This window comes from Candidatus Methylomirabilota bacterium (genome assembly GCA_036002485.1).
Classification (GTDB): Bacteria; Methylomirabilota; Methylomirabilia; order Rokubacteriales; family CSP1-6; genus AR37.
The window spans coordinates 28,182-49,702 of sequence record DASYTI010000177.1 but is presented as its reverse complement, the minus strand read 5'-3'; the positions used below and the strand labels follow the sequence as shown (position 1 = coordinate 49,702).

The 21,521-nt window shown below is 69.0% G+C and carries 20 protein-coding genes; 1 reads left to right on the top strand and 19 read right to left on the bottom strand.

Annotation, left to right across the window (positions count from 1 at the left end; translation table 11 throughout):
• The 11 genes from VGT00_16755 to murJ all read right to left on the bottom strand — a co-directional run.
• Nucleotides 1–875 (bottom strand): RNA polymerase sigma-54 factor (locus tag VGT00_16755; GenBank protein HEV8533076.1); only part of this gene is annotated, 875 nt, incomplete at its 3' end.
• A 47-nt stretch (nt 876–922) separates the two neighbouring features.
• Complete coding sequence (gene lptB, locus VGT00_16750; protein HEV8533075.1) at nt 923–1,645, bottom strand: LPS export ABC transporter ATP-binding protein; 723 nt, start codon at nt 1,643–1,645, stop codon at nt 923–925.
• Between the two features lie 27 nt (nt 1,646–1,672).
• Nucleotides 1,673–2,254 (bottom strand): lipopolysaccharide transport periplasmic protein LptA, encoded by a 582-nt coding sequence (gene lptA, locus VGT00_16745; GenBank protein ID HEV8533074.1) that lies wholly within the window; start codon nt 2,252–2,254, stop codon nt 1,673–1,675.
• Nucleotides 2,251–2,859 carry an LPS export ABC transporter periplasmic protein LptC gene (lptC, locus tag VGT00_16740; GenBank protein ID HEV8533073.1) on the bottom strand — a complete coding sequence of 203 codons (609 nt, stop codon included), beginning with the start codon at nt 2,857–2,859 and terminating at the stop codon, nt 2,251–2,253. The genes lptA and lptC overlap by 4 nt, the downstream gene beginning before the upstream one ends.
• A gap of 73 nt (nt 2,860–2,932) precedes the next feature.
• Nucleotides 2,933–3,442, bottom strand: a complete 510-nt coding sequence (locus tag VGT00_16735; GenBank protein HEV8533072.1) for an HAD hydrolase family protein — start codon at nt 3,440–3,442, stop codon at nt 2,933–2,935.
• Nucleotides 3,439–4,410, bottom strand: a complete 972-nt coding sequence (locus VGT00_16730; GenBank protein ID HEV8533071.1) for a KpsF/GutQ family sugar-phosphate isomerase — start codon at nt 4,408–4,410, stop codon at nt 3,439–3,441. The genes VGT00_16735 and VGT00_16730 overlap by 4 nt, the downstream gene beginning before the upstream one ends.
• Nucleotides 4,407–5,273, bottom strand: a complete 867-nt coding sequence (gene kdsA / locus VGT00_16725; protein HEV8533070.1) for a 3-deoxy-8-phosphooctulonate synthase — start codon at nt 5,271–5,273, stop codon at nt 4,407–4,409. Before kdsA ends, VGT00_16730 begins: the two co-directional genes overlap by 4 nt.
• Entirely contained in the window at nt 5,270–6,895 is a 1,626-nt protein-coding gene (locus tag VGT00_16720; protein ID HEV8533069.1) for a CTP synthase, read from the bottom strand. Before VGT00_16720 ends, kdsA begins: the two co-directional genes overlap by 4 nt.
• 96 nt (nt 6,896–6,991) lie before the next feature.
• The gene (locus VGT00_16715; GenBank protein ID HEV8533068.1) at nt 6,992–8,749 is read right to left on the bottom strand and encodes a hypothetical protein; all 1,758 of its coding nucleotides are present in this window, start codon (nt 8,747–8,749) and stop codon (nt 6,992–6,994) included.
• A 4-nt stretch (nt 8,750–8,753) separates the two neighbouring features.
• Nucleotides 8,754–9,650 carry a site-specific tyrosine recombinase XerD gene (gene xerD / locus VGT00_16710; GenBank protein ID HEV8533067.1) on the bottom strand — a complete coding sequence of 299 codons (897 nt, stop codon included), beginning with the start codon at nt 9,648–9,650 and terminating at the stop codon, nt 8,754–8,756.
• A gap of 134 nt (nt 9,651–9,784) precedes the next feature.
• Nucleotides 9,785–11,368: a murein biosynthesis integral membrane protein MurJ gene (gene murJ, locus VGT00_16705; GenBank protein HEV8533066.1), complete on the bottom strand. Its 1,584-nt coding sequence runs from the start codon at nt 11,366–11,368 to the stop codon at nt 9,785–9,787.
• Nucleotides 11,369–11,480: 112 nt separating this feature from the next.
• On the opposite strand from murJ, the gene rpsT reads away from it, so the two are divergent.
• On the top strand, nt 11,481–11,735 hold the full coding sequence (gene rpsT / locus VGT00_16700; GenBank protein HEV8533065.1) for a 30S ribosomal protein S20: 255 nt from the start codon (nt 11,481–11,483) through the stop codon (nt 11,733–11,735).
• A gap of 8 nt (nt 11,736–11,743) precedes the next feature.
• On the opposite strand, the gene VGT00_16695 is transcribed toward rpsT, so the two are convergent.
• The 8 genes from VGT00_16695 to uvrB form a co-directional block, all read right to left on the bottom strand.
• Nucleotides 11,744–13,045: a neutral/alkaline non-lysosomal ceramidase N-terminal domain-containing protein gene (locus VGT00_16695; GenBank protein HEV8533064.1), complete on the bottom strand. Its 1,302-nt coding sequence runs from the start codon at nt 13,043–13,045 to the stop codon at nt 11,744–11,746.
• Nucleotides 13,033–13,959 carry a DNA polymerase III subunit delta gene (gene holA, locus VGT00_16690; GenBank protein HEV8533063.1) on the bottom strand — a complete coding sequence of 309 codons (927 nt, stop codon included), beginning with the start codon at nt 13,957–13,959 and terminating at the stop codon, nt 13,033–13,035. Before holA ends, VGT00_16695 begins: the two co-directional genes overlap by 13 nt.
• Entirely contained in the window at nt 13,959–14,525 is a 567-nt protein-coding gene (gene lptE, locus VGT00_16685; protein ID HEV8533062.1) for an LPS assembly lipoprotein LptE, read from the bottom strand. The genes holA and lptE overlap by 1 nt, the downstream gene beginning before the upstream one ends.
• Nucleotides 14,522–17,023 carry a leucine--tRNA ligase gene (gene leuS, locus VGT00_16680; protein ID HEV8533061.1) on the bottom strand — a complete coding sequence of 834 codons (2,502 nt, stop codon included), beginning with the start codon at nt 17,021–17,023 and terminating at the stop codon, nt 14,522–14,524. Before leuS ends, lptE begins: the two co-directional genes overlap by 4 nt.
• Nucleotides 17,024–17,106: 83 nt before the next feature.
• On the bottom strand, nt 17,107–17,358 hold the full coding sequence (locus tag VGT00_16675; GenBank protein ID HEV8533060.1) for a hypothetical protein: 252 nt from the start codon (nt 17,356–17,358) through the stop codon (nt 17,107–17,109).
• Nucleotides 17,359–17,390: 32 nt separating this feature from the next.
• Nucleotides 17,391–19,280 (bottom strand): excinuclease ABC subunit UvrC, encoded by a 1,890-nt coding sequence (gene uvrC, locus VGT00_16670; GenBank protein HEV8533059.1) that lies wholly within the window; start codon nt 19,278–19,280, stop codon nt 17,391–17,393.
• Nucleotides 19,265–19,480, bottom strand: coding sequence for a hypothetical protein (locus tag VGT00_16665; GenBank protein ID HEV8533058.1), 216 nt, complete (start codon nt 19,478–19,480; stop codon nt 19,265–19,267). Before VGT00_16665 ends, uvrC begins: the two co-directional genes overlap by 16 nt.
• A 13-nt stretch (nt 19,481–19,493) precedes the next feature.
• Nucleotides 19,494–21,521: an excinuclease ABC subunit UvrB gene (gene uvrB, locus VGT00_16660; protein ID HEV8533057.1), complete on the bottom strand. Its 2,028-nt coding sequence runs from the start codon at nt 21,519–21,521 to the stop codon at nt 19,494–19,496.

Below are 21,521 nucleotides of genomic sequence, written 5' to 3'. Positions count from 1 at the left end.
TAGTCGTCGCCCACCTTGTGGATGGACACGTCGGGGGCGATGTACCGCTGCTCGGAGGGCGAGAAGCGCCGGCCGGGCTTGGGCTCGAGCCCCTGGATCTCCTCCACCGACTCCATGATCCGGTCGAGGGAGAGCTTGAGCGTCCGCGCGATGTCCGCGTAGCGCCGGCGCTCGAGGTCTTCGAAATGCTTCTCCACGATCTCGACGGACACGGGATCGGGCTCGGCGTCGGCGGTGAGCTGGAGGAGCAGACACTCCTGCACGCTCCGCGCCCCCACCCCGGTCGGATCGAACCCCTGGACGATGCGGAGGGCGACCTCGACTTCCTCGGCCGTCACCCCCATCCCCTTGGCGATCTCGTCCACCTCGGCGCGGAGATAGCCGTCCTCGTCGAGGTTGCCGATGATGGCCTCGCCGATGGCGACGATGCGCGGGTCATCCGTGGCCAGCCGCAGCTGCTCCTCCAGATGCTCGGCGAGCGAGGTGGCCGTGCGTCCCAGGTTCTCAAAGGGCAGATCCTCGCGCTCCTCCGTGGAGACGGGCGTCCGCTCGTCCTGCTGATCGAAGACGGCCGAGGTCAGGTCGAAGGGCAGATCGTCGGCGCGCTCCTCGTCCACCGTCGAGGTTTCCTTGGACGCCGGCTCGGCGGGGGCGGGCGTGGGCGGGAGATCCGTGCCATCCGCGGAGGTGGCCGCGGGAGTCTCGCCGTCCACCTCCTGCTTCTCTTCGGGCAACTCCTCGAGAAGGGGATTCTCCTCGAGCTCCTTGCGGACGACTTGCTCGAGCTCGAGGGTGGACAGCTGCAGGAGCTGGATGGCCTGCTGGAGCAGTGGGGTCATCACCACCCGCTGGGTCGTGCGGAGAGAAAGACGCATGGGTCAGGCTCGCATGGGGTGCGTCGTGGGTCGCGTCGTGGGTCGCATCAAAGGGAGAATTTCTCGCCGAGATAGATCTCGCGGGCCCGGGGGTTCTGCGCCAGCTCCGCCGCCGTTCCGGAGGCCAGGATCTTGCCGTTGTGGAGGATATACGCACGGTCCGTGATGGCGAGCGTCTCGCGCACATTGTGGTCGGTGATGAGGACACCGATGCCGCGCTCCTTGAGGCGGCCCACGATCTCCTGGATATCGCCGATGGCGATGGGGTCTATGCCCGTGAAAGGCTCGTCGAGCAGGAGATAGTGGGGATTGGTCACGAGGGCCCGCGTGATCTCCAGCCGGCGGCGCTCGCCCCCCGACAGGGTGAAGGCCTTGTGGCCGGCGAGCGGAGTGAGGTCGAGCTCGCCCAGGAGCTCCTCGAGACGCGCGCGCCGCTCATGGTGGCTCAGATCCAGCGTCTCGAGGATGGCGAGCAGGTTCTCCTCCACCGTGAGCTTGCGAAACACGGAGGACTCCTGGGGCAGATACCCCATGCCCAGCCGGCACCGCTTGTACATGGGCAAGTCGGTCACCTCACGCCCCTCCAGGAATATCCGTCCGCCGTCCGCGCGCAGCAGCCCCACGATCATGTAAAAGGACGTCGTCTTGCCGGCGCCATTGGGCCCCAGCAGCCCCACCACCTCGCCTCGCTGGATGTCCAGCGTGACACGATCCACCACGAGGCGATTCCTAAAGCGCTTCCTCAAGTTCTGCGCGATGAGTCCTTCCAAGTCAAAGGCTCCGTGCGGCGGCTGATCTCATGGGCAGACGGGGCCACCGGGCCCTGCCTTCATGTCCGCCTTGGGCCGATCCTGGGCCGAGGGATAGAAGATGGCCTTGACTCTCTCCTGCTTGCCGCCCTCGACCACGCTCCTGTCCTCGGCGAGATAGATGGTGATCCGCTCGCCCGTCACGATATTGTCCTCGCGCCAGACCCGCGCATTGCCGATCAGCACCACCCGCTGCTCGGCGTCGTAGTACTCGGCCCGATTGGCCGTGCCCATGCGGCAGTCGCGCGTGATGATCCTGACATTGCCCGTCGACACCACGCGCTCGATGCTCCGGGTCTTGGCGTCCGTGTACACCTCCATCCGGTCGGCATACTGGGTGGAATTATCCTGACGCGCCACCACATTGCCCTTGAAGACGGCCAGTCCCTCTTTCTGGAGACTCTCGAGGGTGTCGGAGTTCACGGTCACCGGCGCATTCTTGCCATTGGGGGAGGACGAGGCCGCCGGAGGTGCCTTGGGCGCGGCCGGCTGGGCCCCCGTCGATCCCGCGAGGACAAGCGCCCCCAGGGCGAGCATGCCGACCATCGCCGCCGTCCGGCCGAGGCTCATGGCCTCGCTCGCCCGGTCTGCGAACTGGCGGGCGCCGAGGCGACTGGCCGGGCGCCGCCCTTGACGCCCGCAAAGGTCGCCCGCACGGGACCGCGGATGACCGTGACTTCTTCGGACGGTCGCGTGTCGAGGCCGCTGCCCGTGACGACGACCCCCGCGCGGTACACGGTGACGGGCTCCTCGGTCCAGGCACGGCTCTCGGAGCTGCTCCAGAGAAGGCGCGTCGTCTCGAGTCTCAGTCCATCGCTCGAGACGAGCACGATGTGGCCGCGCAGCTCGACGTCGCGCGTTTGCTGAATGAGATCGCCCTCGTCACCGGTGATCGTCCATTTCCGGGTTGGCTCCTCGATGCCGATCACGACTTTGCGGAGGAGCGTCTTCCCGGTGCTCTCGTAGGAATCCGCCTGCTCGGCGTCCAGACTCCAGCGATAGCCGCTCTTGGCGTCCTCCTGGAGGTGAATCTCCTTGATCTGCTGATCGGACTGGGCAGGGACGATATCAGCCGGTGGCCGCGCGGCCCGATGTCCCTTGACGATGAGGACACCGATCACGACTGTAACGAAGAGAACAACTCCAACCAGGATGCCGGCGGCGGTCTTTTGCATATGCAAGTTCGGGACCACGCTAGCATAGAGCACCTACTGTGGCAAACACGAAAGGCAAGAGCCAAAAGCCTATCTATTTAGGCGGCCAGGCCTTCCGCGCTCGGAGCAGCATTTCAATAGCTTCCCTGACAGCCCCATGCCCCCCATCGAATCTGGAAACCCAGCCGACAGTGCGCTTCACTTCCGCCACGGCATCGGCGGGCGCGAGGGCCAGGCCCGCGAGCCGCAGGAGCGGGAGGTCGGGGAGGTCGTCGCCCATGACCGCGGCGGCCGAGGGCTCGAGGCGCAGCCGCGACAGGATGCCGCGGAAGACCTCGGCCTTGTCGTCCACCCCCTGGTGCACCTCGGCCACGCCGAGCTCCGTCATCCGACGCGTGACGGAGGGCGACGCGCGGCCCGAGATCACCGCGATCTCGAGTCCGGCGCTCCGGGCCCTCTGGATCGCGTAGCCATCGCGCACGTGGAAGCGCTTGGTCTCCTCGCCCGAGGAGCCGAAGACGAGCGTTCCGTCCGTGAGCACCCCGTCGACGTCGAGGACGAGCAGCCGGATTCGCGCGGCGGAGGACGGGGACTTCGCCCTCACACTATCTTCGCGCGCAGAATGTCATGGACGTGGATCACCCCGGCCGGGCGGCCACTCTCGTCGGTGATGATGAGGCTCGTGATCACACCCTCCATGAGGGACAGCGCCCGCGCCGCGAGCTCATCGGGCCCGATCCGCTTCGGATCGGGCGTCATGCACTCGCCCGCACGCCGGTCGAGGAGGGTGCCGTGGGCGAGCTGCTGGCGCCGCAGGTCGCCGTCCGTGATCACGCCGAGGAGACGACCCGCTGCATCTACCACCGTGGTCATGCCGAGCCGCTTGGCATTCATCTCCTCGATGGCCTCTTTCATGGTCGCGCTGTCCCGGACCACGGGCACGGCATCGCCCGTGTGCATCAGGTCGCGCACGCGGAAGAGCGATTTCCAGCCCAGGGCCCCGCGCGGGTGGAGCGCCGCATAGTCCTCGGGGCGCAGCCCCCGCAGGTCGAGGAGGGCCATGGCGAGCGCATCGCCCATGGCCAGGGCCGCCGTCGTGCTCGAGGTGGGGGCCAGGTTCATCGGGCACGCCTCCTCGCCCACCCCCACGTCCAGGGCCACGTCGGCCTGGCGGGCGAGCGTCGAGCTCACGCTGCCCGTGAGCACGACGAGAGGGACACCCAGGCGCTTGATGGCGGAGAGCACGGCGAGCACCTCGTCGGTCTCACCCGAGTTGGAGAGGGCCAGGACCATGTCTTCCCTGGCCATCATCCCGATATCGCCGTGGACACCCTCGGCGGGATGCAGGAAATACGCGGGCGTCCCCGTGCTCGCGAGAGTGGCGGCGATCTTGCGCCCGATGATGCCGCTCTTGCCGATGCCCGTGACGATCACGCGGCCCCGGCAGCCGTGCATCAGCTCCACGGCCCGCACGAATCGCTCGTCGAGCCGCTCGCGCAGGGAGGCCACGCTCTCCGCCTCGAGCCGCAGCACCCGATCGGCCATGGCCAGGAGCCGAACCCGATCGATCACGGGCCTCCCTTCCCGAGTCCATGGCTGATGGCCGCGAGCTCGTCGAGGAGCCGCGGCAGGTCGTCGAGGCGCAGCATGTTCGGCCCGTCCGACAATGGCCGCCCATCGGGCAAGGTGCGGTCGGGATCCTCGTGAATCTCCATGAAGAGCGCGTCCACCCCCACCGCGATGGCGGCCCGGGCCAGGGCCTGCACGTACTGCCGCTCCCCGCCCGAGCGGTCCCCTGCCCCTCCCGGCAGCTGGACGGCATGAGTGGCGTCGAAGATCACCGGATAGCCGAAGGCCCGCATGATGGGCAGCCCGCGGAAGTCCACCACGAGATTGTTGTAACCGAAGGACGTCCCGCGCTCGGTGAGCAGGATCGCCTCATTGCCCGTGGAGCGGATCTTGTCGACCACATTGCCCATGTCTCGCGGGGCCAGGAACTGCCCCTTCTTCACGTTGACGGGCTTGCGCGTGGCGCCGCAGGCCAGGAGCAGATCCGTCTGCCGGCACAGGAATGCCGGGACCTGGAGCACATCGAGCACCTCGGCGGCCGGTCCGACCTCGGAGACATCATGCACGTCGGAAAGGACGGGCAGGCCGCTCGTCTCCTTGACCCGAGCCAGGATGCGCAGCCCCTCCTTGAGCCCGGGTCCCCGGTACGAGTGGACCGACGATCGATTGGCCTTGTCGTAGGACGATTTGTAGATGAAGGGCACGCGGGCCGCCCCCGTCATGCGCTGAAGTCGCTCGGCCATCATGAGGGCGTGCCGCTCGTCCTCGATGGCGCAGGGGCCGCCGATGAGGACGAGGGGCGCCCCGCCGCCGATGGTCACCCCGGCCACCGTGACCGGGCGCGTGTCCGTAGACGCCGCCGTCATGTCCTGGCCTGATGGGTCATGGCCTGGTGATCCAGGGCCGCGCGGATGAAGGCGGCGAAGAGCGGATGCGGCGCCCACGGCTTGGAGAGGAACTCCGGGTGGAACTGGCCGGCCACGAACCACGGATGATCGGGCAGCTCGATGATCTCCACGAGCTGCTTCTCCGCCCAGATGCCCGAGATCTTGAGACCGCCTTTCTCCAGGGTGTGCAGGTAGTCATTGTTGACTTCGTAGCGGTGGCGGTGACGCTCCTGGATCACCCCCTGCCCGTACGCGCGCGAGGCGCCGCTGCCCTCCGCGAGGACCACCGGGTAGAGCCCCAGCCGCATCGTTCCCCCCTTGTCGGTGATGCTTCGTTGCTCGGGCAGGAGGTCGATCACGTTGTGGGTGGGGGTGGGATTGAACTCCGTGGAATTCGCGCCGGCGAGGCCGCAGACGTGGCGGGCATACTCGATCACCGCGCACTGCATGCCCAGGCAGATGCCGAAATACGGGACCTTGCCCTCTCGCGCGTATCGGATCGCCTGGATCTTGCCCTCGATCCCGCGATCGCCGAAGCCCCCGGGGACGAGGATGCCGTCGAGGCCGGCGACATGGCCCGCCACCCCCTCGCGCTCGAGCCTCTCCGCGTCGACCCAGGCGAGGTCCACCGCGGCCTCGTGAGCGATGCCGCCATGGGTCAATGCCTCGTAGAGACTCTTGTAGGCGTCCTTGATCTCGATGTACTTGCCCACCACCCCGATCCGGACGCGGCTCCGCGGCGCCTTCACCCGGCGGACGATCTCCTCCCAGCGCCCGAGATCGGCGGGCCGCTGAGGCAGCCCGAGCATCCTGATGATGCTCTCGTCGAGCCCCTGCTCGAAGAAGGCGAGCGGCACCTCGTAGATCGTGTCCACGTCCCGCGCGGCCACCACCGCCTCTTCCTCGACATCGCAGAAGAGGGCGATCTTGGACTTGGTCCCGGGCGTGAGGGGGTGCTCCTTGTCGGTACGGCAGAGGAGCACGTCGGGCTGGATACCGATGGCGCGCAGCTCCTTGACCGAGTGCTGGGTCGCCTTGGTCTTGAGCTCGCCCGCCGCGCTGATGAAGGGCACCAGAGTCAGGTGGACGTAGATCACATTGTCCTTGCCCACGTCCTTCTTGAACTGGCGGACGGCTTCCAGGAAGGGCAGACCCTCGATGTCGCCCACGGTGCCGCCGATCTCCACGATGACCACCTCCACGCCCGAGGCGACCTTGCGGATGGAGGCCTTGATCTGGTCGGTGATGTGCGGGATGACCTGGACCGTGCGGCCGAGGTAGTCGCCGCGACGCTCCTTCTCGATCACGGTGCCGTACACCTTGCCCGTGGTGATGTTGTTGTCCCGGGTCATCCGCGCCCCCGTGAAGCGCTCGTAGTGCCCGAGGTCGAGATCGGTCTCGCCGCCATCGTCGGTGACATAGACCTCGCCGTGCTGGTAGGGACTCATCGTGCCCGCGTCCACGTTGATGTACGGGTCCATCTTGAGCAAGGTGACGTGGAAGCCCCGGGCCTCGAGCAGCGACCCGATGGAGGCGGCGGCCAGCCCCTTGCCCAGGGACGAGACGACGCCGCCGGTCACGAAGATGAATTTCGGGGTCACCAGAGATCTCCTTTCGTGGTGATGACTCTATCGCGTCAGTGGCATTCTACCCACCCCTCGCCTCGCGCCGTCGGCGCTCACCTCGAATTGCCACGCTCATCTCAGCCCTCGCCTCGCCGGTCTCCTCGCTTGCGGCTCGTCGGCACCGTCTCGGCTCGAACGTCCACTCCTCAGTCGCCACTTGTCGGTGGTCGCCCGCTCGTCATCCAGGGTCCGCACCCGCCCGTCGAGCTTCAGGTCTCTCAGCATGGCCAGCGCCTGAGCGACCAGCGGCCCGCGCGGCACGCCCGCCGCCATCACGTCGTCCCCCGAGGAGAGGGGCCGCGCGCCACGGCCCGTTTGGAGAAACCACTCGATGCGCCGCCGGGCCAGCCGGCCACCACAGAGCCAGGCCCCCAGGACAACCGGCGGGGCGGCGGGTCTCAAGGCCTCGGCGACCTGGCTCGGACGCAACCGCCTGGCCCGATCGAGGCGTCGCGCCAGCTGTCGCGCCGGTCCCGCATCGAGCAGGCGCGCCCCGGGGTCCCGGACCGCGAGTCGCCTGAGACAGCGGTCCGCCACCGGCTTCGGCTGTTCGAAGAGCAGGGTGAGGATCGCCAGCTCGGTCGCGTCCAGCGCCACCCCGGCGCCGCGCGCCCAGCGCATGAGCGCCCCCGCGGCGCCGAGTCTCGTCCCGCTCGCGCGCGTGGGCCGATAGCCTGCGTCCCAGAGGCGGAAGGCGCCCCAGCCGAGGAGCAGGCGGAGGGCCCGCCACGGGTCGGGCTCCTCCATGATGAGCTCGATCTCGGCCACGAGGCGCTGGCCCGACATCGCCGGGTACGCGTCGAGCCGAAGGGACAGGGCCATGGCGCGGCGAAAGGCCTGATCGGGTCTGAGTCCAAGCCGGGTGGCATATCGTGCGGCTCGAAAGATTCGCGTCGGGTCCTCGACGAAGGACAGGGGGCGAAGGACGCGGAGGCGCCGCTCCCGGACATCGCGCTCACCGCCGTGAGGATCGTGGAGCCTTCCCCAGGCCGACGGCGAGAGAGCCACGGCCATGGCATTGACCGAGAAGTCGCGCCGGCCCAGGTCCTCCTCGATGGAGGCGGGGCTGACCTCGGGCAATACCCCAGGCCAGCCGTATCGCTCCCGCCTCGCGCTCGCGATGTCGATGCGCCCGAGTCGCGTGCCGTCGGGAGTGACGCCACCCTCGAGCGAGGCGGTGCCGAAGGCGGCGTGCACCACGAGGTGTCCGCCCGTCTCGTCGGCCAGCCGCCGCCCGAACGCCACCCCGTCTCCTTCGACCACGAGATCGAGATCGGGCATGAAGGACTCGCCGCCCAGGAGAAGATCGCGGACGAAGCCGCCCACGACGAAGACGGCCTGACCCTGGGCCTCGCCGAGCTTTCCCGCCATGCGAAGGACCCAGAGCCTGCTCTCCCCCGGATCGTCCGGACCATCGGAGCGGGGAAGGCGGTCGAGCCGGGCGGCCAGCGAGGGCGTCGGCCTCGAGATGGTCGATGCCTCTACCGTGCCCACGATGCGACGGCCTTCTCGGATCAGCACGATGGGCGCGCCGCCGTCCACCAGTCGGCGGACCGCGACCTCCGGCGCCTTCGCGGCAATGACGGGCAGCCGAGGATAGGCCAGGTCCATCCAGCGAAGACGCCCGAGCTGCCACGAGGCCGCGCGCTCGAGATCTTTCCTCGAGGCCGCCGCCGACGGCTTCGCCAGGGCAACCTGGGCCCCCGCCGAGCGCACCGCCTCCAGCGCGCGAGAGACGGTCCATGAACTGGGAAGGCTCACCACGCGACCATCCATGAGCCCGCTCGCCCGCGCGTCGACTTGCGGATAGGCATGCCGCGATCTGGCCATCGCCTCAGCTCGCCTTGCCCACGGCCCGCGGGTGGAACTTGCGGTACATGGCGCGCACGGCGGCCGACGGCAGATGCGTATAGATCTGCGTGGTCGAGATGTCGGCATGGCCGAGCATGGCCTGAACGGAGCGCAGGTCGGCTCCCCGCTCGAGCAGGTGGCTCGCGAAGGAATGGCGCAAGGTATGTGGCGACACGGAGGCGCGGAGGCCGGCCCGCCGCGCGGCCCGCTTCATCATGGCCCAGAGTCCCTGGCGCGAGAGGGCCCGCCCGTAGCGGTTGAGGAACAGGAGGCCGGGATCACCGCGCTTGACGAAGCCGGGGCGCGACGTGGCGACATATCGATTGACCCAGCGGAGGGCTTGCCCTCCCACCGGCACGAGCCGCTGGCGGCTGCCCTTCCCCGTCGCCGTCACATACCCCGCGGCGAGATTGAGATCTTCCATGCGGAGGCTCAAGCACTCGGAGGCGCGAAGCCCCGCGGCATACATGAGCTCGAGCATGGCCCGGTCCCTCAGACCCTCGGGACCGGAGAGATCAGGGGCTTCGACCAGGGTCGCGGCGTCCTCCACCGACAGCGTGCGCGGCAACCGCCGCGGTGGCCGGGGCGCCTCGAGGTGCTCGGTGGGGTCGCGCCGTATCCCGCCGCTGCCGAGGAGGAAGCGGTAGAGCCCGCGCACGGCGGAAAGGTGGCGGGCCGTGCTGCGTGCCCCCAGCCCTCGCCGCCGGAGCACGGCCAGGTACTCTGTCAGATCACCCACGCGGGCCGAGGCCACCGCGCGTCCCTCACGCTCGAGAAAGCCGACAAATCCCGTCAGGTCCCGCCGATAGGCGGCCAGCGTGTGAGGGGAGGCGCCCCGCTCTGTCTGAAGGGCGGCGAGAAAATCGTGAACCGGGTCCATTCAGGGCCTTCGGCAGGAGCGTTGGCGTGCTCGAAGGGGCTGAGACACAGCGACGCCCCGGTACCGGCCCCTTCGAACCGCCTGGGCCATGACCGGGGCGCACCCAGCCCACCACTGAGGCATGTCGAAGTTTATCACCGGTCGCCGGTGGCGGGCAAGGTTTGCCCGCGACGGCGCAGGATCTGACGAAGCGCACGGAGCTCTGGCGCTCTGAGCGCGGCAGAAACGCCGCCAAAGATCAAGACGCCGACGATGAGCGCGCCGGCCGTCCATGCGGCGCCTGGCCGCGCGTCCAGTCGGGGTCCCGCCCACAGGCACCACGCCAAGAGCGCGCTCGAGGCGAGGGCCGTGCGGGCGAGCGACCGCGCCGTTCCGCGGCTGCCCAGTCCGCCGAGACGACGACGCAAGAGCCAGTACAGCAGGGCGAGGTTGACATAGGCGGAGAGCGAGGAGGCGAGGGCAAGCCCGGCATGCTGGAGCGGCCACATGAGGGCGAGGGCGAGCACGACATTCACGGCCACGGACATGAGTCCGGCCCACACGGGGGTCCGCGTATCGCCGAGAGCGTAGAAGGTCTGCGCGGCGAGGCGGGTGGTCGAGAAGGCGGGCAGCCCCACCGCGTAGCCGGCCAGCGCCTGCGCCGTGTAGATCGCATCGGCGGCCGTGAATTCTCCGCGCTGGAAGAGAAGCCTCACGATCGGATGTCCGAGGGCCAAGAGGCCGACGGCGGCGGGCACGGCGATGAAGGCCGAGAGTCGCAACGAGAAGCTCACGGTATCGCGAAGCGCGGCGTGCTCGCCGCGCGCCGCCTGCGCGGCCATGCTCGGCAGGGCAGCCGTGGCCAGGGCAATGCCGAAGACGCCCAGCGGGAACTCCATGACCCGGTCGGCATAGTAGAGATAGGAGACGGTGCCCGGCGGCAGGAGCGAAGCCAGCAACGTATTGACGAGGACGGTCACCTGCACGGCGGCCAGCGCGAAGACGGCGGGCCACATGCGCCCCGCGATCAGGCGGACGGCGGGGTGTTTCCACTCGGCGGAGGGCCAGAGGGGCACCCCGAGCCGGCGAAGCTCCGGCAGCTGGACGAGAAACTGCCCGGCCCCGCCCACGAGGACGCCGATGGCCAGCGACAGGATGGGCGGGGCCACCCGGGCGGCCAGGACGAGCACGGCCAGGATCATGGTCACGTTCAGCACGGCCGGCCCGAGCGCGGCGGTGAAGAATCGGTGATGCGCGTTCAGGGCGGCCATGCCCAGGGAGGCCAGCCCCACCAGGATCAGGTAGGGAAACATGAGCCGCGTGAGATCCGAGGCGAGCCCGATCTGCGCCGGATCCGAGCTCCAGCCCGGGGCCATGACGCGCACGATCCACGGCGCGGCGATCATGCCGAGGGCGGAGACCACGCAGAGGGCGAGACCGGTCGCACCCGTCACGGCGCGGAGCATCCTCCGAAACCCCGCCCGACCGTCATGGGTGAGCGACGAGGTGAACACGGGGACGAAGGCGGTCGACAGCGCCCCCTCGGCGAGGAGCCGCCGCAGGAGATTCGGAATGCGGAAGGCCACGAAGAAGGCGTCCGTCACCGGGCCGGCGCCGAAGGCGCGCGCCACCACCATGTCGCGGACGAAACCGAGGATCCGGCTGAGGAGCGTGGCCAGTCCGATCGAGCCCACGGCCCGCACCACGCCGTGCCGCGTGTCCTGGTGAGCGTCGCTCACGCGGACATAGTCCTTGACAGTCGCGAGGGTGGACGGTAGGGTCTACTGTCGCTCGGCGCTCGAGCGTCCGACGTCCACGTCATCGAAGTCCCATCAGGGGAGGACAGCATCCGTGGCCAACACGCGATCCGCCATGAAGCGGATCAAGCAGAACGAGAAGCGTCGCCTGCGCAACCGCGGCGCGCGCAGCACCATCCGCTCCGCCATGAAGTCCGCGCGCACGGCCGCCGCCGAGAAGAGCCCGCAATCGAAGGAGGTCGTGCTCGAGGCCATCCGCGTCCTCGACCGCGCGGTGACCCGCGGCATCATCCACCGCAACACGGCCGCCCGCAAGAAGTCGGCGCTCGCCCGCTCCCTCGCCCCCTAGCGCGCGCATCAGCTGCGGGACACGGGAGCGGCCAGCCGCTCGAGCAGCTCGGTGGCGGCATCGCGCAGGATCTCCCCGCCCCGCTCTCCGTACAAGCTCCCGCAGGCGATATAGCTCGGCTTCGCATAGTCCTCACGGGTGAGGAAGTAGCCCAGGTAGTCATTGCTGTAGCCCGCCACGAAGACCTGGGCAAAGTGTCGCCGCCCGGCCTTCTTGATCTCGAGACCGAGCCGCGTCTGAAGCTCGCCGGGCACGGTCACCCACGCCCCGTCGCCGATGCGCAGGGCGAGGAGCTCGGATGACGGGGGCAGGGCTGATCCGAGCCCGATGCGGGCAAAGCGCGGCGCCCATCCGCCGAGACAGTTGTGCAGGGACAGGGCCGGCTTGGGCAGCCTCACGCGAATCGCTTGAGAGGCCAGCGGCACCTCTTCTCCCTCGCCCATGCCGCGCCAGAGGGCGAGCGCGCCGTCCGCGAGCGCGGCGCCCGCCCCCTCGACGCCTCCCCATCCGCGTCGGAGGGGACTCACGTCCCCCGCCGCGCCATTGACGAAGAGGGCGGGCGTCCCCGTCTCCCGCTCGAGACGGGCCGAGGCCTCCGCCATGAGGTCGCCGGAGAGAAGGAAATTGCCGCGGCCGAGGGCCGTCCCGTGCACGGCATAGCTCCAGACGAGGGCGACGGGACGGCCGCGCGCGCCGGTGATCTTGAGCACTCCGAGCTCGGGATCGAGCGGCTGTCCCAGACGGCTCCGTCCTATGCCCGGCACGGTGGCGAGCCCCGTGCTCGCGCGCGCCGGCTCGCGGCGCCGCTCGGCCTCTCGCGCGGCGGCTTCCATTCCGTCGAGGATCCGGTCTCGCACCTCGGGGACGAAGCGGTCGAGGGCCAGGAAGCCGAAGAACGCCGATTCGCTATAGGCGCCCGGGCCGGAATGCGTGTGGGAGGCCGACAGCACCATGATGGGCGCCACGCCCCTCGCGGCCAGCCGTTGACGCAGCTCGGCCACGAGGGCGGGGTCGACGCCGACCGTGTCCACGGCGAGCCACAGGATGCGGGTGGCCCCCGAGGCCAGCACGAGCGCGCGGACCCGAATGGGATCGTGGACGCCCGTCGAGGGCCTGAACCAGAAGGCGTAGGGCCGCCAGCCGAGAAGGTCGGGCACCCAGGCGCGCCGCGGAAATCCTCCGTAGCCGGCGAGCGGCGTGCCTACGGGCAGCGCGATGACCACCGAGGCCGCGCCCGCCTCGAGCGCCGCCGCGGCGGGCGGGAACGCGGCCATCGCGAGCAGGAGGGTGGCGGCCGTCAGTCGGCGCACAAGTCGGCGACGAGCAGACAGAGCTCGGGACGCGCGAGGCCACCCAGCTTCAGCCGACGTTCCGCCTTCCAGCAGCGGGCGAGACGCGCGGCGGCCGGCGTGGCGCGCCGCGCCTGCCCGGCCAGAATGGCCAGGATGCGCAGCGGCTCCTCGCCGGCTGACAGGAGGCGGTCCAGGAGCGGCAGCGCAGATCCCGCGTCGCGGAGCTCGACGGCGCGCGTGAGCTCGAAGATCTCGCGCGAGCGATGCTCTCCGACCACGGCGCGAATCTCTCCGACGCCGACCCGCTGGTTGTCGGCACCTCCCGCGAGGGCGGCCTTGCCGAGCTCGGCGGCGAGCGCGGCGGGCTCCTCGCCGACGAAGGTGACGAGGAGCTGGGCGGCGTCCTCGGCGAGCTCGAGCCCCGCGCTCGCGGCATGAGCCCGGAGCCATCCGATGAGAGAACGACCCGAGAGGCGCGGCACCTCGACTATTGAGAACGACGCGGGCTCGCCCGACGCAGGCTCCCCCGACGCGGGCGCGGCGGCCGAGGCCACGGCCTTGAGCAGCCAGTGCGAGGAGGCGAGGGGCTGGGAGACGGGGAGAAGAAGTGCCGTCGCTGGATTCGGCTGGCCGAGGTACTCGACGAGCGGCTCCGCCTGCTTGGGGCCGAGTCCCTCCACGCCGCGGGCCACCACGACCCGCCGTGCCGCTCCCCACGGGAAGGTCTGGGCCGCGCGGACTATGCCTTCAGGGCCCACCTCCCTCGCCTCGAGGACATCGCGCGACATCGCGAGCTCGGCCGCGTCCGGAATGAGCGCCCGTGTGACCCGTCCGATGGCCTCGTCGATCAGGAACGGCTCGGCTCCGTGGAGCAGCGTCACCGGGGCGACCTGCCCTGCCTCGGCCGCCCGGAGCCAGCTACCGTACTGCACTAGAAGCGGTCGACCGCGTGATTGACCACTTTCCGCCCTATCTCCACGGCGGCATGCTTGACCGCCCCTTCCTCGCGGCTGACGGTGTCGGAGACCTGGCCCGCGACCTGGAAGTCCACGACCTCGCGCAGCCCCTGCTGCTCCCAGAGCATGGCGCTCTTCTTGAGATCGCGGAACCGGACATTCATGGTCACGGCGAGCCGGTAGGAGCGCAGGTTCAGGCGGCTGTCGAAGGCCAGCGACTGCACCTCGAAGCCGGTGATCTCCCCCTCGAGCAGGGAGTCCGCCGTGTCGAGAGAGACCACGCGGAGCTTGCCGTTGGTGGTGAAGGCATTGACCACGGCGCTGCTGATGGCGCTCTCCACGCCGGGCTCGGTCGTCCGATTCCTGAAGACCGGCACGGCCACGCTCTTGATGTGATCCGGCAGATTGCCCTGCAGCGAGTAGCCGCAGCCTCCGAGACACAGCGTAGCGACCAGCGCGAGTATTGTCCGGATCTGGGGGGGAGCGGCGCCGCTCCTCCCCCAGACCCCCCCACCGCATGAAAGCCTGTCGCGCCCACTCATGAACTGGTCACGATATTGACCAGCCTCCCGGGCACGACCACGACCTTGGCGACCTGCCGGCCGTCTATCCACGGACGCACCTTGTCCTCGGCCAGCGCCGCCTCGCGGATGCTCTGCTCGGGCGCTCCGACCTCGACGGTGAGACGCGTCCGCACCCGGCCATCGACCTGGACGACGATCTCCACCGCCTCGCGGCGAAGCACCCCGGGGTCGGCCGCCGGCCACCGCTGCGTGAACAGGCTGCCCGAGCGCCCGAGAATGGTCCAGAGCTCCTCGCCGACATGGGGGCAGACCGGCCCCAGCAGGAGGACCGTGGTGTCGACGGCCTCGCGCAGCAGGGCCGCCCGCTCCTCGCGGGCCACGCGGTCCAGCGAGTCCCGCTCGAAGTCGTGGAGGGCGTTGACGAGCTCCATGACGGCGCTGATGGCGGTATTGAAGTGGAAGTCCCGCTCGATATCGAAGGTGACGCGCTCGACCGTCTGGTGGATGACCCGGCGGAAGGCGCGGCCCGCCTCCGAGAGCGGGCCCGGTCCGGGAGGCCCCGCCGCGCTGATCTCGTCGCGATGCGCGTGGACGAAGCGCCAGAGACGGTTGAGGAAGCGCGAGGCGCCCTCCACGCCGCTCTCCGTCCACTCGAGATCCCGCTCGGGCGGGGCGGCGAAGAGCGTGAAGAGTCGGGTGGCGTCGGCGCCGAAGCGCCGGATCATGTCGTCGGGATCCACGACATTGCCCTTGGACTTGGACATCTTCGCGCCGTCCTTGATGACCATGCCCTGGGACAGGAGGGCGCGGAACGGCTCGTCGAGGGCAATCAGATCGAGGTCCCGGAGGACCTTGGTGAAGAAGCGCGCGTAGAGGAGGTGGAGCACGGCGTGCTCGATGCCCCCGATGTACAGGTCCACGGGCATCCAGTACTCGGCGGCGGCGCGCTCGAACATGCCCTGCTCGTAGTGCGGCGAGCAGTACCGAAGGAAATACCAGGACGAATCCACGAAGGTGTCCATGGTGTCGGTGTCGCGCCGGGCCTTGCCGCCGCAGCGCGGGCAGGTCGCGTTGACGAAGGACGCCACTCCCGCGAGCGGGGAGCCGCCCTTTCCGCTGATCTGGACGTTCTGAGGCAGCACAACGGGCAGGTTCTCCTCACGCTCGGGCACCATGCCGCATTTCTCGCAGTAGAGAATGGGAATGGGCGCGCCCCAGTAGCGCTGCCGGCTGATGCCCCAGTCGCGGAGACGGTAGTTGATCTTGGAGCGCCCGATGCTCTGGCCCACGAGCCAGTCGATGGCCGCGCGCTTGGCCTCCGCCACGGGCATGCCATCGAGGAAGCCCGAGTTGATCTTGACGCCGTCGCCCGTATAAGCCTGGCTGTCCTGCCAGCCTTCCGGGCGCTTGACGGTGGCGATGATGTCGAGCCCGTGCTGCTTGGCGAAGTCCCAGTCCCGCTGATCTTCTCCCGGCACGGCCATGATGGCGCCGGTGCCGTAACCCATCAGGACATAGTCGGCGAGAAAGAGCGGAATCTCCGCACCCGTGAACGGGTTGATCGCGCGCACGGCCAGCCGCATCCCGCGCTTCGGCCGGTCGGCGGCCAGGCGCTCGATCTCGGACTCCCGGGCCACCTCCTGCTTGAAGGCGGCGAGGCGCGCGCGCTCCTCCGCATCGGACGCGAGGGCGTCCACGAGGGGATGCTCGGGAGCGAGCACGGCATAGGTCATGCCGAAGGCCGTGTCGGGACGCGTGGTGAAGATCGTGATGGCGAGGCCCGGACGTCCCACGACGGGCAGGTCGAACTCGGCGCCCTCGCTCCGGCCTATCCAGTTGCGCTGCATGGTCAGGACCCGCTCGGGCCACCCGGGCAGCCGGTCGCACCAGTCCAAAAGCTCCTCGGCATAATCGGTGATCTTGAAGAACCAGCCCTCGATCTCCTTGGCCTCGACCTCGGAATCGCAGCGCCAGCAGCGGCCCGCCTCCACCTGCTCATTGGCGAGGATGGTCTGGCACGACGGGCACCAGTTAACCTTGGAGCGCTGCTTGTACGCCAGCCCGCGCTCGAACATGCGGATGAAGATGAGCTGCTCCCACCGATAGTAGGAAGGATCACAGGTCGCGAGCTCCCGGTCCCAGTCATAGGACATGCCGAGACGGCCGAGCTGCGTCTTCATGTTGGCGATGTTCTCGAGGGTCCACACGGCGGGCTGGACCCCGTTGTCGATGGCGGCGTTCTCGGCCGGGAGACCGAAGGCGTCCCATCCCATGGGGTGAAGGACGTTGAAGCCCCGCATGAGCTTGAAGCGGGCCAAGAGGTCGCCGATCGTGTAGACGCGGACATGGCCCATGTGAATCCGGCCCGAGGGATAGGGGAACATCTCGAGGCAGTAGTACTTGGGCCGGCCCGGATCCTCGGTGACCCGGAACTGCTTGCTCTTCTCCCAGACCCCCTGCCACTTGGGCTCGATGTCACGGAAGGGATAGCGGTCCTGGCGGTCGTCGGTGGCCATATTCTGGCTGATTTTTACCACACTTAGCTGGGGGGACGCAAGAATGCCCCCCGGGGGCCGGCGGCCCCCGGGGATGGAGAGGGCTACTTCTTCTTCGTGAGGGTCAGGTTGATCGCCTTGGCGGCCTCGTCGGCCTTGGCTACCGACTCGGCATGCTTGCCCGAGTCATGAAGGGCCTTGGCTTCCTTGGCAAGGGCCTGAGCTTTCTTCGACGCATCATCCGTCTTGCCAGCGGTCGCGTCCTCGATCTGCTTGATCAGGAGCGGGCACTGGTTGGCCAGCGCCGCCCCGGCGGTCGCGACGACCAGGGCAAGAGCTATCAGGACTTTCCTCATGTGTTCACCCCCTTTCCGTGACTGTCGGCATTCTAACCTCTATCCGAACTGGTGGGTTCCCCATCTGACGGCGCCGGTTCCCCTTCATTCACCGGAGGCCCAGGGGTGGCGTGGAAGAAGTCGTGGATGCGCTCGGCGAGCTTGGGCGAAACCTTCGGCACCGCGGCGAGCTGCGCGACCGAGGCCTCGCGTACCGCGCGGGCCGAGCCCAGGCTGCGAAGCAGGCTCGTTCTCAATGTCGGCCCCACCCCGGGGATCTGGTCGAGCACTGAGCTGATGGTGCGCCGCGTCCGCAATTTCTTGTGATACGTAATGGCGAAGCGGTGCGCCTCGTCGCGGACCTTCTGCAGCGCCTGGAGCGCGGGCGAGGTCAGATCGAGGACGAGGGGCTCGAGCCGGTCCGGCGTATACACCTCCTCGGCTCTCTTGGCCAGCGAGGCCATGGGCAGGTAGTCGAGACCCAGCGCCTCGAGCGCCTTGAGTCCCGCGCCCAGCTGGCCGCGGCCGCCATCGAGAAGGACCAAGTCCGGAAGCACGCCGTCGGTCTCGAGGGCCTTGCCGTAGCGGCGCGTCACCACCTCGTGCATGGCGGCGAAGTCGTCCGTGCCTGTCACGGTGCGGATGCGGTAGCGCTTGTAGTCGTCCTTCTTCATCTCCCCGTCCTGCCAGACCACCATGGAGGCCACCGTCTCCCCGCCCTGGAAGGTCGAGATGTCGAAGGCCTCGATCCGGTGCGGCGCCTCGGGCAGATTGAGGGCGCGCTGCAGCTCGTCGAGCACGGCCTGCACCCGGTTGCCCCGCGAGAGCAGGTGCGTCTGCAGGGCCAGCGCCGCGTTCTCCTCCGCCATCCCCACGAGCTCGCGCTTCCGCCCGCGCTGGGGGGCCAGGAGCTCGACGCGACCGGCCCGCCGCTTGGCCAGCCACGCGATGACCAGATCCGCCTCCGGAATATCGGCGGAGAGGAGGATCTCGGGCGGCGGCGTCACCTCGCGCGCGTAGAACTGGCGGAGGAACGCGGAGAGGAGCTCGCCCTCGCCTTCCCCGCCCAGCCGCTCGAAGAAGAAGGATTCCCGCCCGAGGAGACGGCCCCGGCGGACGAAGAAGAGCTGGACGCAGGCATCGGCCCCCTGACGCACGCCACCGATGATGTCCAGGTCGCTGTCCTCCGTCGAGATGATCTTCTGCCGCTCCCGCACCGTGTTCAGGGCCTGGACGCGGTCACGCAGCCGCGCGGCCTGCTCGAACTTGAGCTCCTCGGCCGCCGTCTCCATCTGGGTGGTCAGCTCCTGAGCGAGCCCGTCGTTCTTCCCCTCGAGGAAACGCTCGACGTCGGCCACCGTTCCCGCATAGCCTTCCCGGCTCTCCCACCCCGTGCAGGGCGCATTGCAGCGATGGATGTAGTACTGCAGGCACGGCCGCGATCGCTGGCCGTCGATCTTGATCCGGCAGGTCCGGAGGGGAAAGAGCTGGCGGACGAGCCGGAGCGTCTCCCGCATGGCCGTGGCCGGGTAGAACGGCCCGAAGTAGGCGGCGCCGTCCTGCTGCACGCGCCGGGCCACCACCAGCCGCGGGTACTCCTCGTTGGTGGTGAGCTTGAGGACCGGATAGTGCTTGTCGTCCCGCAGGATGATGTTGTAGCGGGGCCGGTGCTTCTTGACGAGGTTCGACTCGAGGATGAGGGCCTCGAGCTCATTGCCGGTGACGATGTAGTCGAGGTCGCGGATCTGTGCGACGAGGGCGTCCGTCTTCGCGTCGGGCGTGCGGGACTCCTGGAAGTAGGAGCGGACGCGGCTCTTGAGGGAGGCGGCTTTCCCCACGTAAATGATCTGGCCCTTGGCGTCCTTGTAGAGGTAGACGCCGGGCCGGGCGGGCAGCCGGTCGAGCTTGTCCTCGAGCTCCGATGCCCCTACGCGCCCAGCCACAAGGTCACCGCGAGGAGGGCGAGGCCCACCAGCGCCGGCACCAGCACCATCCACGTCAGCATCTCCCCCCAGCGCCGCAGCGCAACCGCGCCGGCGCGCCCCCGCCTCGCCGGGTTGAGAAAGGCGATCAGCTTGGAAAGCACCACCAGCGCCACCGCGAGCACGGCGAAGAATATCAGCGTCCACTTGACCACGAACACTTTGCGGAGACCCTCAGTGCACGCCGAGGTCGACCTTGCGCAGGGCCTTGATCCGGTCCCGGAGCTCGGCCGCCCGCTCGAAGTCGAGCCGCCGGGCCGCCTCGCGCATGGCACCCTCGAGCTCCACGATGTGGGCCTGGAGCGCCGCCGGACTCTCCCAGGTCGGCTCCGCCGTGGTGGGCACCTCGACCGTGTAGTAGTCGCGCTCGGGCACGCTGTCCAGGAGGTCGCGCAGCGACCGCTTGACCGATTCGGGCGTGATCCCGTGCTCCTCATTGTACCGCCGCTGCACCGACCGACGCCGCTCGGTCTCGGCGATGGCCTCCTGCATGGAGCCGGTGACGGTGTCGGCGTACATGATGACCTCGCCGTTGACGTGCCGGGCCGCCCGCCCCGCCGTCTGGATGAGGGAGGTCGCCGAGCGGAGGTAGCCCTCCTTGTCGGCATCCAGAATGGCCACGAGGGAGACCTCGGGCAGGTCGAGGCCCTCGCGCAGCAGATTGATGCCCACGAGGGCGTCGTACTTGCCGAGCCGGAGCTCGCGAATGATGGCCACGCGGTCGAGCGTGTCGATGTCCGAGTGCAGATATCGTACGCGCAACCCACTCTGCTGGTAGTACTCGGTCAGGTCCTCGGCCATTCGCTTGGTCAGGGTGGTGATGAGGACCCGCTCGTCGTGCTCGGCCCGCGCCCGCACCTCGGCCATCAGGTCGTCGACCTGGACGCCCGCGGGCCGCACCGTGATCTTCGGGTCCATGAGTCCCGTGGGGCGGATGATCTGCTCGGCCACCGCCCCGCCCAGCCACGGCTGACCGGGCGCCGCGCGTCGTCCCCCCGCCAGCCTGAGCTCGTACGGTCCCGGAGTGGCGGAGACGTACAGGGTCTGGGGCACGAGGGCGGCGAACTCCTGAAAGGTGAGCGGTCGATTGTCGAAGGCCGAAGGCAACCGGAACCCGTACTCGACGAGGGCCTCCTTGCGCGACCGGTCGCCCGGGTACATGCCGCGGATCTGGGGCACCGTCACGTGGGATTCGTCGATGATCACGAGGGCATTCTTGGGCAGGTAGTCCATGAGGGTGGGCGGGTTCTGGCCCGGCTTCCGGCCCGACAGGTGCCGCGAGTAGTTCTCGATGCCGTGGCAATAGCCGATCTCGCGCAGCATCTCCATGTCGAACAGCGTGCGCTGCTCGAGCCGTTGGGCCTCCAGGAGCTTGCCCCGGGCCTTGAGGAACCGCAGCCGTTCCCCCAGTTCCTCGAGGATGCCCGCGATCGCGCGCTCGGTCTGGTCGGCGGGGGTGACGTAGTGGCTGGCGGGATAGATGCGCGCCCCCGACACCGCGCCGGTGGCGACACCGCGGAGAGGGTCGAGGGTGGAGAGCTTCTCGATGGTATCGCCCCACAGCTCGACGCGAAGCGCCTCGGCCTCGGCGGCGGCCGGGAAGATCTCGACCACGTCGCCCCGCACGCGGAAGGTGCCCCGCCGGAAGTCGACGTCGTTGCGCTCGTACTGGATGGCCACCAGGCTCCGCATGAGGGCGTCGCGCTCGAACGTCTGTCCGACCTCGAGCCCGACGTGCATGCCCTGGTAGGTTTCCGGCTCGCCGATTCCGTAGATGCACGAGACGGAGGCGACCACGATGACGTCCCGGCGCTCGAAGAGCGAGGTGGTGGCCGAGTGCCGCATGCGGTCGATCTCGTCGTTGACGAGGGCGTCCTTCTCGATATAGGTGTCCGACTGCGGGATATAGGCTTCGGGCTGGTAGTAATCGTAATACGACACGAAATACTCCACGGCATTGTCGGGAAAGAACGACTTGAACTCGCCGTAGAGCTGCGCGGCCAGGGTCTTGTTGGGCGAGATGACGAGGGCGGGCCGCGCGAGCTGCCTGATCACGTTGGCGAGCGTGAAGGTCTTGCCGCTCCCCGTGATCCCGAGGAGCACGGCGTGCGGGTGGCCCTCGGCCACCAGAGAGGCGAGGCGCTCGATGGCCCCGGGCTGATCGCCCGCGGGCGCGTACTCCGAGGACAGCCTGAAAGACAC

Excerpts from the sequence above, each read along its gene's own strand:
- lptA (HEV8533074.1), bottom strand. The coding sequence starts at position 2,254 with ATGAGCCTCGGCCGGACGGCGGCGATGGTCGGCATGCTCGCCCTGGGG.
- lptC (HEV8533073.1), bottom strand. The coding sequence starts at position 2,859 with ATGCAAAAGACCGCCGCCGGCATCCTGGTTGGAGTTGTTCTCTTCGTT.
- kdsA (HEV8533070.1), bottom strand. The coding sequence starts at position 5,273 with ATGACGGCGGCGTCTACGGACACGCGCCCGGTCACGGTGGCCGGGGTG.
- VGT00_16715 (HEV8533068.1), bottom strand. The coding sequence starts at position 8,749 with ATGGCCAGATCGCGGCATGCCTATCCGCAAGTCGACGCGCGGGCGAGC.
- xerD (HEV8533067.1), bottom strand. The coding sequence starts at position 9,650 with ATGGACCCGGTTCACGATTTTCTCGCCGCCCTTCAGACAGAGCGGGGC.
- lptE (HEV8533062.1), bottom strand. The coding sequence starts at position 14,525 with ATGAGTGGGCGCGACAGGCTTTCATGCGGTGGGGGGGTCTGGGGGAGG.
- leuS (HEV8533061.1), bottom strand. The coding sequence starts at position 17,023 with ATGGCCACCGACGACCGCCAGGACCGCTATCCCTTCCGTGACATCGAG.
- VGT00_16675 (HEV8533060.1), bottom strand. The coding sequence starts at position 17,358 with ATGAGGAAAGTCCTGATAGCTCTTGCCCTGGTCGTCGCGACCGCCGGG.